Raw genomic sequence first — 14492 nt, 5'->3', positions numbered from 1 at the left:
GACATTCCTTTATTCACTGGATGTTTTCTTGTTTTTCAATCGGCCTAATTCACGCTCTAGCTGCTCAATCACCGATTCTGTAGAAATAAGAGCCATAAGACCTTTTCCTTTTACTCGGGTTCCCCATGGAAGCTCGTCAACCGCCTTACCGTGTTGCTCTTCAGCAATCTGTTCATAGACAGAAACCACACTGTCTAAACTATGGTAAGGCCCTGTTCGCATTGGGTTACTGTGCGCATACAAACCAATCACGGGGACACCTTGAGTCGTCGCAATGTGTGCAGGCCCTGAATCAGGAGCGATCACAACACTGGATTTACCAATAACTGCGGTAAGCTGCTTTAACGAGGTTGAGCCTACTAAGTTAATACAAGGTGATGTCATGTGCTGAGATATATTGTCGGTTAAGCTGCGCTCTCTGTCCGTTGGAGCACCACAAAAAACCACTTTAAAGCCTAATTGATAAGCATGATCGGCGACAGCGGCATAGCGCTCAACTAACCAGTTTCTCTCATCTTTACTCGCGGCAGGGCTAATAACAATATACGGCTCATGCTCATGCTCAAGCTCCATCGCGAGTCTTTGGTCTTCATCAGACAAAGCAAGATCCCACCTCGGGACCTGTTTGGGACATCCCAAAAAGTAAGCAAATTCAGAGAAATTATCCAACACATGAGATGCGTCCGTTTTTGGCAGCTTGCGATTGGTAAAGAGCCACTGCCCCTCTTTGGCACGCATCCAACTAAAACCAAGTTTTACTTTTGCCTTTATTCCTAACGTTAATAGGCTGGCTCTTAGTGCAACTTGCATATGCAGCAAATAATCAAACCGAGTTGGACGTAGGGATCCCCATACTTCTTTCATTCCTTTTAGGCCGCGTTTTTTATCAAACACTACAACTTGAATTCCAGGTACATCACCAAGTAATTGAGCTTCGATTTTTCCCATCACCCACGTGATCTGACATTCTGGATAGGTAGCTTGAATAAGTTGCACCACAGAAAGGGCATGACAAACGTCACCAATGGCAGATAAACGCAGAATACAAATAGATTTTGGAGCAGAAAGAGCGTTATTCATTGTTCGATTCCAATGGCATCATTTCTAGAACAGCAGAAACAACGTTATCTGGCTTGATATCTTGAAGGCATGGCGAATAGACATCATCGCTAATCTGACATTTATTTTTATAGCAAGGGACGCAGTTACGTTCAGATTGCACAAGTCTAATATTGGCGACTCTTTGGGAGCTAACACCATTGCTGTATAAATTGTTCGTTACATCAATTGGCTCTTCATATGGCCAAGGTGACCACATGCTTGCTGGCGCTACGCTAATAATAGATACAATTGGGATAGAGTAACCTGATGCGAGGTGACCAGGGCCACTATCAGGTCCAACAAAACCATCACTGTGTTTTATTAATACAGAGGTTTGAGCTAATGATAATTCCCCCAAAACACTGACCAGTTGATTCGATTCAGGAACTTGGCTAATGATTTGTTCAACAATGGTCTCGTCTCGTTCTAATTTAGCGCCAGATAAGACAATATTATAACCTGCAGATATCAGACGATTGATGACTTCAACCCAATACGAGACTGGCCACTGCTTAATTTCGTTGGAGGATGGCGCATGTACAACAATGTAGTTTGATGGCAATCTCTTTTGAACCGCTGAAGGTAATAACTCTTCGGGAGAGACTAGCCGTGCAATACAATTAACATCTATGGTATCCAGCATACGAGCAACGCGACTCATTTTATGCTCAAAGCGATGCTGTTCTTTAATGTAATGAGTATAAATTAACTTTTTAACCCAGGCGCCAGAAAGCGATTCATCAATTGCACCAAGTCTTTTCTTACCAAAGATAAAACTATAGATAGCTGTTCTATCATTAAGCATTTCATTGACGACTAAATCATATCGACCATGCGTTTTTAAAATCCGATAATAGTCCTTAACGGATGCTCTTGGCGGAATTTCAACTAAAGAGTCAACGTCTGGATTGGTACCAAAAACCATCTCCCCTCTAGCATTAACTAAAACATCTATTGTTGCGGTCGGAAACGCTTTTCTCAGACTATGGGTAAAAGCAGAGATCAACAAACTATCACCAATGCAATGAGTGGCAACAACTAATATTTTTTGGTAACTACATGAATCGTTCATTAATCTGTTCGGCGTTTGATATACTGTTCTACCAAGTATGCCATAAACTCCCCAATACGAGACAGTGATTCATGTTTACAACAAAGCAAATCCATAAAACAACGTACTGGTATAATCCTAAATTACTCACCGAAGACGTTGAATTGGCTTTTTCTGTGGATTATTGGAAGGCGAATCAAGCAATACTGGGGCACGCTCAAGGTAGAGGAACAACATGGTTTGTTAAGGGAGAAAAAAGCAATTTCGCTCTTCGACATTATCATCGCGGCGGCTTGTTTGGAAAGCTAGTTAGAGACAGCTATTTATTTACTGGATTAGAGAACTCACGAGCATACCAAGAGCTAATGTTACTTGAGCTTCTAGCCACACATAAAGTTAATGTCCCGACACCCGTGGCTGCGAAAGTTTCGCAAGAAGGGCTCGTTTACAAAGCCGATATTTTAATTGAAAAGATTTCCGACGCAGAAGACTTAGTAAAGATACTATCAAACAAAAAACTATCCGATTCCCATTTCAACGATATTGGTCATCAAATTCGAAAAATGCACGATGCCGGGGTCAATCATACCGACCTCAATATCCATAACATTCTCGTTGATAAAGCAGGCAAGGTTTGGATTATCGATTTTGATAAATGCCTAACGCAAACAGGTAATAGCTGGAAAGAGAGTAATTTAAAGCGACTCGAGCGCTCATTCGAAAAAGAAGTTCGATTAGGAAGGATTGATGCTCAGCACTTTGATTTTTCACAAATTGAACAAGGGTACAAAATGAGTACCCTTGAGAGCCTATGATTTATTCTTCTTTCAAACCAAATAACTTACGAAGTTTCTTTTTCTTTTTATAGATATGCCCTCGAATCACTTCGGCAAGAGGGCGCTTGAAGGACACTTCTTTAGCTAAGCGTATTTGCTCTTCAAATGGTTTATCTCCATGTGCTTCAAAGAACTGTTCCAACACGGTTCTCGCCCAGTCTTTTCGTCCACTCGTTGAATAATGATTGAGCCAAGCTTTCGCGGGTTCAATATTCACCTGTGTAGAGAGCGCTTCAGATAACGCAAACTGCTCTAAAGTGTGCGCCTCACACCCTTCTTGACGTAACGCTTGAATCAACACATCGGCATGATCAAAAGCTGATGTGTGATTTCCGGTGATACCGATGACTGCTGACGCCCACATAACTGAGTCTGGGTTGGTGCGGTAGACACTGCCATCCATAAGCTTTATATCTCTATCTCTGATATGTGCATACTCATTGGTGCTTGGCAAAGTATTGATGTTCACTTCTGAGCAAAACAGTAACGCGTTTTTATCCGATATAGAGTCGAAGTAAACGTTTGTTGGCACGTTAAAGTACGTATCTGTATCTAGAAAAAGCAGTTTATCTTCAGGACTCAACTCTAAATTATCACAAAGATATTTTAAGCCGCGGTTCTTGATTCTGAAGTGATAAGTATTGCCTAGACTCCATTCAGCCTTTTGAGCTGGCGATATCGGAAACACTTTAATTGGCATATTAGCGAAGTGCTCAGGCTCTTCTGCTAGAACAGAAATTTCAGGCCGAGTTCCATTTGCCTCAACCCAATTGGCTAAAAAAGACAAAATGCAAAATCTTGCGCCTTGATAGTAAGTTCTATCATTGCCATAAATGACAAATGTTAAGTGTTTTCTAGCCAATTCTGATTTCATAATTTAGTACTTCGTAATATTTTTAAAAAGTGCTTTGTGCTTGCTGCTGACATGGCTTCGAACATGAGTTCGGTATCCCTCTTTAAACCAACTTCTAACCGTCGCATAAAGCCCTGAGGTTCTACCACTCAACTCACTATCAAATGCACCGGTTTTACTGCCCTGTCGAACCAAAGGTGGGTGTGTCCAAAAAATATTGTACTCTAATGTCGTTCGTTCATTACCAATATAACCATCAATAGGTGCGTCGGTTACATTGCTTTCCATATGCTCTACCATTGCGCGAGCAAAACTAAGGTCATAAAGCAAACCACCAGTAAGCTTATTCGTTTTACACAAGTACAGATGTTGATTTGGCACTCTTACTGATGCGGGTACTAAGCTTGATGCCTCTTCAATATTTACAAGATACTTCTCTTCACCAATAAGCTCACTTTGGAAAGCTTCTAGTTGCTCAATAAAATCGCTATTTAAAAAAGCATCATCTTCTAACACTAATACTTGTGGAATTTGTTCTTCTACGACTTTTTTCATCACTAAGTAGTGCTTATAAAAGCAAGACTTCTCAGGGAGCCTCAGTGAGTCGTCAAAAAAACCATTTCTAACGTCATCAGATAGATCATCGATATCACCAGCTAACATATATTCGTAATCAGTGATGCCCACTTCTGGCAGGTGCTTATCTATATGTTTTCTACGTTCTTCGTAGCCTTTGCTTACATGAATAACAAAAGTTTTGATCATGGTGATGTCTCAATATTGGTTGACTGATTATTGGTGGCTGAATGATGTATCAATTGGAGTGTTTTATGTAACGCACCTTGATTCTGTTGAACTATACCATAGCCTATTCGCCCTTTTTCAATTAACTCTTTAGGCTTGGATAATGCACTGATCATTTGTAAAGCAAGCTCATTCTCATCGGCTACAACAGACAGTGCGCTCGAGTCGATCAATTGATTCGCCAGGTCTGCAAAATTGAAATAGCTCGGCCCTGTTAAGCAGTATTTTTGAAGCAGCGCAGGTTCGATGAAGTTATGCCCTCCTACTTTCTTTCCAAGTAGGCTTCCTCCCATAAAGACGAGATCACTCGCAGAAAGCATAACCATAAGCTCTCCCATCGTATCTCCTAGGTAGACGTCGACATCGAGCGGTAACTCGTCAACAACTTCGGTTCGTCGAACCAAAACTAAGCCTTGGTTTTGAGCCAATTCTGCAACTGAATCAAACCGCTCAGGATGACGAGGTACTATCACTAAGAGTAATTTTGGCAGTTCTCTTTTGGCTTGTTGGTAAGCTCTAAATATTTGTTCATCTTCGCCCGCATGGGTGCTCGCGGCGACGAAAATCTGCCTACCCTGCCCCAAAATATCTTTAAGATGCTCGCCTTGTGCGATTACATTATTATCAATCGACACATCGTACTTAATTGACCCTGTGACAATGACTTTTTCGCTCGGCGCACCTAGTAACTCAAATCGAGATTTATCATCAGAGTGTAGCGTCAATATTAAACTTAACTTAGAAATTGTCGGATAAATTAACGAACTCATTTTTTGATAATTGCTGGCTGATTTTTCTGATAATCGTCCATTGACTAATATTATCGGAATATCATTTTTAGCAACGGTGTTAATGGTGTTTGGCCATAATTCCGTTTCAATAATGAGCATGTTATCTGGCTGAACGAGGTTGATAAAACGTTGAACACACCAACTAAAATCAATAGGCATATAACGGTGGCTAATCGAACCGCTCATCTTTTCTACCTGCTCAGCCCCTGTACTCGTTGTTGTAGTGATCAGTATTCTTTTATCTGGGTTTTGTATCGCCAGTTGTTCAACTAACTTCTTACTCGCCAGCACTTCCCCTACTGAAACGGCATGAATCCAAATCACACCCGATTGTCTATTCTTAATAGGCGGTGTAAATCCGAAATGCTCTTTCCAGCGATGACCAAAAGGCGGTTTGTTTGCTTTGGAGCGATATAAGCCCCAAAGCAGAATAGGGCTAACAAAGAAAAGTAGCGCGGTATAGGCCCAACGAACGACGATGCTCATATAACGACCTTATTTATATTTTGCCTTGGGAAATAACATCAAACTGCTCAATAGCACTAATGACTCTACTCGGCATTAACTCAGTTAGGCACTTTAGATGCTGCTTGGGACAAGTTCGTTCAAAGCAAGGTCGGCACTCAATATCAGTATTGATGATTACCAGTTTGTTCGTTAGCGGTGGCGTATATTTAGGTGAACTAGAGCCATAAACAGCCACGACATTACAGCCCACCGCGGCGGCCACATGCATCAGCCCAGAATCATTGCTAACGACAGTACGACAAGCCCCGATCAAGTCTACAGCCTGAATTAAGCTCGTATCTCCAGCTAAATTGAAGCAATGCTGCTGCATATTAACAGGGACTTGTTCGATTATCTTTTGGGTTACTTCACGATCTTTAGCCGAGCCAAACAACCACACTTGGTAACCTTGCTTTATCATCGCTGTTGCTGCTGTTGCAAAGTGATTATCAGGCCAACGTTTCGCAGGGCCAAACTCAGCGCCAGGACATAAACCAAGAACAGGCCTTTGATTGTTTAAACCAAATTGCTCCATAGCCTCTTGTTGGCTAGAGTCAACAACTTGCAAACTAGGGAAAGGTAATGATGACAATTCACCTAAACAACCACTACCCGTCATTTCAGCTTTAGGGTGCGCTAACGCTACATATCGCTCTAACATGTATTGAAACGCTTTCTTATTGGTTCTAACGTCGTTAAGCAAGCCATAACGCATTTCACCTTTCCAACCGACTCGTTCAGAGACACGTGCAAACAGGGGAATTAAAGCTGATTTCGCGGAGTTAGGTAATACGTACGCTTTATCGTACTGTACTTCCCTCAACGATTTTCCGATCCTATAACGAGATTTCAGATCAAATTGCCCATGCCCTAGTGGCATTTCAAGAGCTTGATTGACTTGCGGCATTCTTTCCAAAATAGGCTTACACCATGCTGGCGCTAGAACATCAATTTTTGCGTCAGGATACTGTCTTTGCAACTCAATATATAAGCCTTGAGACATTACCATGTCTCCAACCCATGACGGGCCAATAATCAGAATTTTCATTTGTCTTGCTCGTTAATAGCGTGTTCGTTAACAGCTTGCCCAGATAGTCTAAAGTATTCTTGAAGTGTTTTAATACAAACCAATTTTTCTAGTTGTTCATCTTGGAAAGGGGCAAGGTATTCATGCGCATTTTTGATCATCTGTTCAGACTCTTTAGGGTTGTCTAAATAGTATTGAATTTTTTGCTCAAAATCCGACCAGTCATCCTTCACCTCTACATAATGTATGCCTGGCTGCAAAGTGCCTTCCATAAACCACGTTTCAAATTTCATTTTTGGAGTAACGACAAGTGAGTTTGAAGACATTGCCCACTTCAAGTTTGATGCAACATCGTTCCCTTCAAGGCAAATAATGAATTTGTACTGAAGCTGTTCTTCTACTGTCATAAATGGCTGTTGCCACTCAGGGTGTTGCTCTGAAGCATTCGATTGACCTGCATTCATCAGAGGATGACCGTACAAATGTTCCATAAAACGAATTCTATGTGGTTGAGTCACAGCACCACGAAACACGGCCATATTTTTTTTATCAGAAAAACTTAAACTATCATCCACGAATCGAAAATGACGACGCTTATCTAATTTGAACAGTACAGAGTTACTATTGTTCCCATTAATCGGACGAGCTTTAAATAGCGTTGGAACTGGCTCTATATGCGTTTCATCGCCAAAGTAGTAACTGAAACGAAAGTACTTTGGAAAATAATGAAGAAACTCTTTAAGATCAAAGAAATAAGAAGTATAGCCTTTTCGAGAATAATTATTAATCTCGCAGCTTAGACTAGCCTTATCAAAGTCGCCGAGCCCTTTCACATAATAATTTACTCTGGTTTTTATATAGTCAGCTTGACCTGAATATGACTTTTCCAGCTTTTCAAACTGTTTTGAAAAATACAAACGAGGTGCGATAGAGAGCAAGGCATGTTTTAGATAATAAAATATCTTCATAGTTTCTCTTTATATTTTATTTTTGCGTAATGTAACGAAGGCAAAGTCAGCAGCCATAGGTAAGGAATTATCAACAAAGCTCTAGAGGTAGACTCTGCCTTTAGAAATGAAGACGACAAATTCCACAATAATACCCGTAATTTTATCAGATAAAGTGCCCTAGACACAGCTTCAAGTGATATCAACTTCTGTATTGAGAAGGACACATCTATACCTGACAACGAGAGCAATAAAACGTGTTTCTTTGCCCTATTTTAAGTTCCTGAATCAGCTCTGCACAGTTAGGACACTGTTCACCAGCCTTACCATAAACCTGCAGCTCTTGAGCAAAATATCCCGGCTTTCCATCCGCTTGGGCAAAGTCTTTTAGTGTTGTTCCACCCTGTCTGATAGCCGTCGCGAGTACTTGCTTGATCTCTTTGGTTAACAAGAGCCACTCTTGTTTTGTAACCTTACTTGCAGAACGCAAAGGATTAATACGTGAAGAAAATAGCGCTTCGTTGGCGTAGATGTTCCCCACGCCCACCACGACTTTATTGTCCATAATGAATTGTTTAACCGCAACTTTTCGTTTTGCGGCTTTTTCAGCGATATAATCTGCATTGAAGTCATCGGTTAGTGGTTCAGGGCCAGAGCCTAGTAGCACTGAATGGACTTCATTAGGTGCAGACCACAGCCAAGCGCCAAAGCGGCGCGGATCGTTGTAGCGCAAGACTTTGCCATTGGTGAGCTTGAGATCCACATGATCGTGTTTTGCTGGCGGGAAGTCTGCGTCTAACACGCGCAGTGAGCCAGACATCCCTAGATGCACAATCGCAGTACCAGCATCTGTCTCAATCAATAGATACTTAGCTCGGCGTGAGATAGAGCGAATCACCAGCCCTTCTAATCGTTTAAGTTCTTGAGGAATATCCCAGCGCAGCTTGGGGGTACGAAAGGTAAGCGTTTTAATCGTCTCGCCAACTAAATGAGGCGAGATCCCCATGCGGCTTACTTCAACTTCAGGTAATTCAGGCATAGTTAGTCGTCCGATAGAGATGGTTCGGCTGATATAGATAGCTTATCTGATTTAAATGACTGGTATGATTTAAAGGACTGGTCTGAGCCAAAGATTGGAAACAAGTAGCTCTCTTCAATAGACACCGCCAACCACTGATCATTCCAGTTTTTTAGCAACCAGAACTGAGGTAGTTGATAATAAGTAATACGTTGTGGTTCTTCTTGATCTTGATACCACACCTCAATGGTGCGCGGGGTATTCAATTGTGGTGAGAGGTCGGTATAGGTTTGAGAGTCAACTTCGGTGCCCACAAGTTCCTGCCATCTCTGTGACAACTCTTGTGCACTGGTAGTTTGAGGAAACACTGTGTCTTTAAATTGATAAGCCCAATGCTCGTCTTCTAGTACAACTGACCAATTAGCAAAATGCAAAGCTTGAAGCTCAGCTGCTGGATTTAAAAGAGAAGGATAAGAACCGCTGACCTTAACTTCAGGTTCGGGATCGATCAAATAAGCTTTAATCAATGTTGGAAGGTTTAACACCCCAATAAAAACAATCACACTGAACATGAGTATGTTGTTCCATCGACGTCCACGATATCTCATCTAATTCTGCTCATCTAACCTATTGAGTGCTCAGTATATCGTGAAAAAGGCGAAACTTTCTATGCTGAGCTTTTTTCTATCCAATACGCCCGACTACAAGTGTAACTTCTACCAGTTAGCTGCCAAATTGAGCCCATAATACTTACGCTCCTCAAAAATACTGAGTCTTCTCGAAAAACTTAAGCTTCTCAAAAAACCTCAGTTTTCTCAAACACAGGGGTTTCCCAAATTTTGGGCATAAAAAAACCCAGCTATAAGCTGGGTTTTTAATTTATTCTTCTATAAAAGAAGAGACAAAGGGGCTATCAATTACTTGATTTTAGCTTCTTTGTACATAACGTGCTGGCGAACTACTGGATCAAACTTTTTGATCTCAAATTTGCCTGGCATGTTACGCTTGTTCTTGTCAGTTGTGTAGAAGTGACCAGTTCCAGCAGAAGATACTAGACGGATTTTCTCACGAATGCCTTTAGCCATTGCTTAATTCCTCTTAAACGTTTTCGCCACGTGCACGGATATCAACAAGAACAGCATCGATGCCTTTCTTATCAATAATACGCATGCCTTTAGCAGTTAGACGTAGTTTAACAAAACGTTTTTCGCTCTCTACCCAGAAACGGTGAGTTTGTAGGTTCGGCAGAAAACGACGCTTGGTAGCATTGCGTGCGTGTGAACGGTTGTTACCCGTTACTGGACGCTTACCAGTTACTTGACATACTCGGGACATGAATGTCTCTCCAAATCGTTTCAGCTCGATATCAACCTTGGTGGCCGAACCTCTCTATCAATTCTGAAAATAGAGGTAAAAACCATAATGGAAAATCCATTCAAGGCTATCAAAGGTCGCGTATTATACTAACTTGACATGCATTGCTCAAGACCCGAACAGATCCTTTTTAAGGATTTCGTGATCTTTTTTTGAACAGGGCAGCTATTTGAGTAATCAGAGCTGATTTAAGGTTCTAAAATGTGGGCGGAATGATAGCAGATTTAACGCAACTAACAACCTAAAATGTGATTCAAATCCATCCGCGCTCTGCAAAAGAGATAACTTCGCCATCTCCAACGACAAAATGGTCGAGAATTCGGATGTCCACTAGTGCCAATGCATCGGTTAATCTACGTGTAATTCGCCTATCTGCTTGGCTTGGCTCTGCGACACCGGAAGGATGGTTGTGCGCTAGGATTAAAGCGGCTGCATTATGATGAAGTGCCCGTTTAACCACTTCTCTAGGGTAAACAGATGCTGCATCGATGGTTCCTTCAAACATCACTTCATCCTTTATTACTCTGTTTTGGTTATCTAGGAACAATATATAGAAGGCTTCTCGCTGGCGATCACGCAACATACTCGAAAGATACAACTTGGTGTGGCTTGGGCTAGTTAATGCATCCCCTCGAGATACAGTCTCGGCCAAATAACGTTGCGTCATCTCCAAAACAGCCTGCAACTGGACATATTTCGCCTGCCCCATCCCTTTATGGGCACAAAACTCGGCCTCCGTTGCAGAAAAAAGATGGCGAAGCGAACCAAAATCTTTGATCAACTTATCCGATAACTCTAAAACGTTCATTCCTTGTGTGCCCGTTCGAAGAAATATCGCTAACAACTCCGCATCACTTAAGGAGTCGGGGCCTCTACTCAGTAACTTTTCTCTTGGCATCGACTCAACAGGCATTTTACTTATAGGCATATAAAGGCTATCTAGGGTGATGAATACGATCCATCACCCTAATCCGTTTGTCTACGGAGAGCTTCCACAGCGTTATAAAGAAGACTAATGCCTAGCAAAACCGTGTAATTGATAAGTTTGATAACATCAACTTGATGAGTGTCAAACCTGTTCCAATTCTGCTTCTAGGCACTAATCCTTTGTTCTGATATCGTTAGTCCCAGAGAAATTAAGGAACAGAATCATGCAAACATTGGTTAATCAACTGGATAACGCTGACCAACAAGGCCTAGCTGGAAAAAAAATCCTACTTGGCATTAGTGGTGGTATCGCAGCTTATAAATGTGCCGAACTGACTCGACGCTTAATCGAACGTGGTGCGCAGGTACAAGTCGTCATGACTAATGCGGCTAAGGAGTTCATTACTCCTCTCACCATGCAAGCCGTCTCTGGAAGGCCAGTGTCTGATAGTTTGCTTGATCCTGCTGCTGAAGCTTCCATGGGGCACATCGAACTGGCGAAATGGGCTGACCTAGTCTTATTAGCACCCGCAACCGCAGACCTTATTGCTCGCATGACCGCAGGCATGGGTAACGACCTACTGACCACTTTGGTTTTAGCAACCGATGCGCCAGTTGCGGTATCCCCAGCAATGAACCAACAAATGTACAGCCACCCTGCAACTCAAGAGAACATCGCAACGCTAAAACGTCGTGGCTGTGAAATCTGGGGCCCGGCAGCTGGTGAACAGGCCTGTGGCGATGTTGGTATGGGGCGTATGTTAGAGCCAATGCAACTGGTCCATCGTTGTGAAGACTTCTTCCAACCTAAACCTCTTACAGGCCGTTCGGTGTTAATTACTGCGGGTCCAACTCGCGAAGCGATCGACCCAGTTCGTTACATTACCAATCATAGCTCGGGCAAGATGGGCTATGCACTGGCTGAAGCGGCCGCGAAACAAGGTGCTACGGTGACTCTAATTAGTGGCCCTGTATCACTCGCGACACCAAATCAGGTTAATCGCATTGATGTAGACAGCGCACAACAGATGTTTGATGCCGTTAATGCCAATGCTGCGCAACACGATATTTTCATCAGCTGCGCTGCGGTTGCCGATTACCGCCCAGAGACCATTGCAGATCAAAAGCTCAAAAAAGTCGATGGTAAAGATGACATGACCATTCAAATGGTTAAGAACCCAGACATTGTGGCTTCCGTTGCCTCAATGACCGAAGATCGTCCATTTACTGTCGGCTTCGCAGCAGAAACTCAAGATGTCGAGAAGTATGCGCGCGGAAAATTGGAAAGAAAGAACCTTGATATGATTTGTGCTAACGATGTCTCTGTCGAAGGCCAAGGCTTTAATAGTAGTAGTAATGAGTTGCACCTTTATTGGAAAGGTGGCGATAAATCTCTACCTCTAGATAGCAAAGACTCTCTTGGTTTCCAGATCCTTAATCAGATCCAACAGCTTATTGACGTATAAACGCACAATTTCACCCTGACAATACGCTGACACCTCTCGATTCTGTTGACCTAGGTCTTACAAAACTAGGAACAGAATTGAATGGTGTTTATAATCCTTCTTCACTCAATCCTCATCTTTAGGAAAGGAAGTAAATAGATGGCCGGTACTCGAAAATCAAACCGTCGTGAAGAGATCCTGCAAGCTCTAGCACAAATGTTGGAATCGACCGAAGGTGCTTCTCGTATCACAACGGTAAAGTTGGCCAAGCAAGTTGGTGTTTCTGAAGCTGCGTTATACCGCCACTTCCCAAGCAAAGCTCGCATGTTTGAAGGCTTGATCGAGTTCATTGAAGAAGCGTTGATGTCTCGAATCAACCGTATTCTAGATGAAGAGAAAGACACACTAGAGCGCATACGCCTAGTGCTACAACTTATCTTGGTTTTCTCAGAACGTAACCCAGGCCTGACTCGAATTTTGTCTGGTCATGCTCTAATGTTTGAAAATGAACGCCTGCGCGATCGCATCAATCAGCTTTTCGAACGTATTGAGACACAACTTCGCCAAATTCTACGAGAAAGAAAGCTTCGTGAAGGGAAGTCATTCCCAGTTGATGAAAAAATCTTAGCTGCTCAATTGTTAGGTCAGGTTGAAGGAAGTTTAAATCGATTTGTTCGCTCAGATTTCAAATATCAACCGACAGCGAACTTTGAAGAGTATTGGGCACTTCTGAGTGCACAAATCGAATAGTAATCAGCATTAAGCCAAATATATGAACAAAACCACATATGATAAGCCTGAATTTTCACTCTTACTGCTTCACCCTAAATACTGGCCCGTATGGCTAGGCTTTGGGTTGTTGGCTCTAATTGTTAACCTGCTACCTTACCGTGTGTTGCTCTCCTTAGGGCAGCGACTTGGCTTACTAGGCGTGCGTTTTGGTAAAAAACGGGTTGATATTGCAACTCGTAATATGGAGCTAGCCTTTCCTGAAAAGCCCGTAGAAGAAATAAATCAATTAGTTAAAGAAAACTTCAAAAATACTGGATTAGCGTTGGTTGAAACCGGCATTACTTGGTTTTGGCCTACGTGGCGATTTAAAATGTTGCTGGTTGATAAAGATACTGCAGTAATGAGATCGCATAGCAAAAACGGTAAAGGCGTTCTACTTTGTTGTGTGCACGCTCTCAACCTTGAAATTACCGCTCGCGCTTTTGCTGTACTCGGACAGCATGGGTATGGCGTGTATCGCCCACATAACAACGCGGCATATAACCTTATTCAGTTTTGGGGCCGAACCCACAATGGCAATCTGACTATTGATCGAAAAGATGTGAAAAAGATGATACGCGTTCTGCGTAACGGAGATCGCCTATTCTATCTCCCTGATCATGACTACGGTCGCAATAAATCTGTATTCGTACCTTTCTTTGCAGTAGAGGATGCAAGCACCACCACTGGAACCAGCATTTTGGCTTACACCAGTCGATGCGCGGTCGTTATTGGGTCTGGCTTTAGAAATGCCGACGGCAAATATGAAATCATGGCCGACGAATCAATCGAAGATAACTATCCGCAGAAAGATGAAAAAGCGGCAGCAGCGTATATGAACCGCTATCTTGAGAAGATTATCTTAAGAGCCCCGGAGCAATGGATGTGGCTACACAAACGCTTCAAGACCATGGAAGATCCAGAAGCGGAAAAAGGCATTCGTTACAAGTAAGCGAGCATTATTCTGTCCAATAAGATTTAAGTAAAAAAATGCCCGAAAGAGTTTCATCTCTCGGGCATTTTTCTTTTTTAAACTCTAA

General features: G+C 42.4%; 16 protein-coding genes. 4 read left to right on the top strand and 12 right to left on the bottom strand.

From position 1 onward, the window contains the following. Nucleotides 1–9: 9 nt before the first annotated feature. Complete coding sequence (locus tag Q5H80_RS00760) at nt 10–1080, bottom strand: glycosyltransferase family 9 protein (protein WP_304566481.1); 1071 nt, start codon at nt 1078–1080, stop codon at nt 10–12. Beyond that, nucleotides 1073–2173, bottom strand: a complete 1101-nt coding sequence (locus Q5H80_RS00755; protein WP_304566480.1) for a glycosyltransferase family 9 protein — start codon at nt 2171–2173, stop codon at nt 1073–1075. The genes Q5H80_RS00760 and Q5H80_RS00755 overlap by 8 nt, the downstream gene beginning before the upstream one ends. A gap of 71 nt (nt 2174–2244) precedes the next feature. Here Q5H80_RS00755 and Q5H80_RS00750 point away from each other — a divergent pair, with 71 nt between their 5' ends. After that, entirely contained in the window at nt 2245–2967 is a 723-nt protein-coding gene (locus tag Q5H80_RS00750) for a 3-deoxy-D-manno-octulosonic acid kinase (protein WP_304566479.1), read from the top strand. A 1-nt stretch (nt 2968) separates the two neighbouring features. Here Q5H80_RS00750 and Q5H80_RS00745 read toward each other — a convergent pair whose 3' ends face one another. From Q5H80_RS00745 to radC, 10 genes are all read right to left on the bottom strand, one after another. Then, entirely contained in the window at nt 2969–3862 is an 894-nt protein-coding gene (locus Q5H80_RS00745) for a hypothetical protein (protein ID WP_304566477.1), read from the bottom strand. 3 nt (nt 3863–3865) lie between these two features. Continuing rightward, entirely contained in the window at nt 3866–4606 is a 741-nt protein-coding gene (locus tag Q5H80_RS00740) for a glycosyltransferase family 25 protein (protein WP_304566475.1), read from the bottom strand. Beyond that, nucleotides 4603–5922, bottom strand: coding sequence for a lipid IV(A) 3-deoxy-D-manno-octulosonic acid transferase (gene waaA, locus Q5H80_RS00735; protein ID WP_304566473.1), 1320 nt, complete (start codon nt 5920–5922; stop codon nt 4603–4605). Before waaA ends, Q5H80_RS00740 begins: the two co-directional genes overlap by 4 nt. A 13-nt stretch (nt 5923–5935) precedes the next feature. Further along, nucleotides 5936–6991 (bottom strand): lipopolysaccharide heptosyltransferase II, encoded by a 1056-nt coding sequence (gene waaF, locus Q5H80_RS00730; protein WP_304566471.1) that lies wholly within the window; start codon nt 6989–6991, stop codon nt 5936–5938. Continuing rightward, on the bottom strand, nt 6988–7938 hold the full coding sequence (locus tag Q5H80_RS00725) for a glycosyl transferase family 90 (RefSeq protein WP_304566470.1): 951 nt from the start codon (nt 7936–7938) through the stop codon (nt 6988–6990). The genes waaF and Q5H80_RS00725 overlap by 4 nt, the downstream gene beginning before the upstream one ends. Before the next feature lie 208 nt (nt 7939–8146). Continuing rightward, nucleotides 8147–8956 carry a bifunctional DNA-formamidopyrimidine glycosylase/DNA-(apurinic or apyrimidinic site) lyase gene (gene mutM / locus Q5H80_RS00720; protein WP_304566469.1) on the bottom strand — a complete coding sequence of 270 codons (810 nt, stop codon included), beginning with the start codon at nt 8954–8956 and terminating at the stop codon, nt 8147–8149. Nucleotides 8957–8958: 2 nt separating this feature from the next. Next, nucleotides 8959–9507, bottom strand: coding sequence for a hypothetical protein (locus Q5H80_RS00715; RefSeq protein WP_304566468.1), 549 nt, complete (start codon nt 9505–9507; stop codon nt 8959–8961). A gap of 345 nt (nt 9508–9852) precedes the next feature. Continuing rightward, entirely contained in the window at nt 9853–10020 is a 168-nt protein-coding gene (gene rpmG, locus Q5H80_RS00710) for a 50S ribosomal protein L33 (RefSeq protein ID WP_002535344.1), read from the bottom strand. Between the two features lie 13 nt (nt 10021–10033). Continuing rightward, nucleotides 10034–10270: a 50S ribosomal protein L28 gene (rpmB, locus tag Q5H80_RS00705; protein ID WP_004728407.1), complete on the bottom strand. Its 237-nt coding sequence runs from the start codon at nt 10268–10270 to the stop codon at nt 10034–10036. A gap of 292 nt (nt 10271–10562) precedes the next feature. Beyond that, nucleotides 10563–11237, bottom strand: coding sequence for a DNA repair protein RadC (gene radC / locus Q5H80_RS00700; RefSeq protein WP_304566384.1), 675 nt, complete (start codon nt 11235–11237; stop codon nt 10563–10565). A gap of 223 nt (nt 11238–11460) precedes the next feature. Between radC and coaBC the strand changes: the two genes are divergently transcribed. From coaBC to lpxL, 3 genes are all read left to right on the top strand, one after another. Then, nucleotides 11461–12702: a bifunctional phosphopantothenoylcysteine decarboxylase/phosphopantothenate--cysteine ligase CoaBC gene (gene coaBC / locus Q5H80_RS00695; protein ID WP_012603037.1), complete on the top strand. Its 1242-nt coding sequence runs from the start codon at nt 11461–11463 to the stop codon at nt 12700–12702. 138 nt (nt 12703–12840) lie between these two features. Beyond that, complete coding sequence (gene slmA, locus Q5H80_RS00690) at nt 12841–13431, top strand: nucleoid occlusion factor SlmA (RefSeq protein WP_017100198.1); 591 nt, start codon at nt 12841–12843, stop codon at nt 13429–13431. Nucleotides 13432–13453: 22 nt separating this feature from the next. Then, nucleotides 13454–14404, top strand: coding sequence for an LpxL/LpxP family Kdo(2)-lipid IV(A) lauroyl/palmitoleoyl acyltransferase (gene lpxL / locus Q5H80_RS00685; protein ID WP_304566381.1), 951 nt, complete (start codon nt 13454–13456; stop codon nt 14402–14404). Nucleotides 14405–14492: the final 88 nt, after the last annotated feature.

Source organism: Vibrio sp. SNU_ST1 (genome assembly GCF_030563405.1).
In the GTDB taxonomy this organism is placed as follows: Bacteria; Pseudomonadota; Gammaproteobacteria; order Enterobacterales; family Vibrionaceae; genus Vibrio.
Note: the sequence above shows the minus strand (reverse complement) of the source record. Positions and strands in the feature narration are given on the sequence as shown.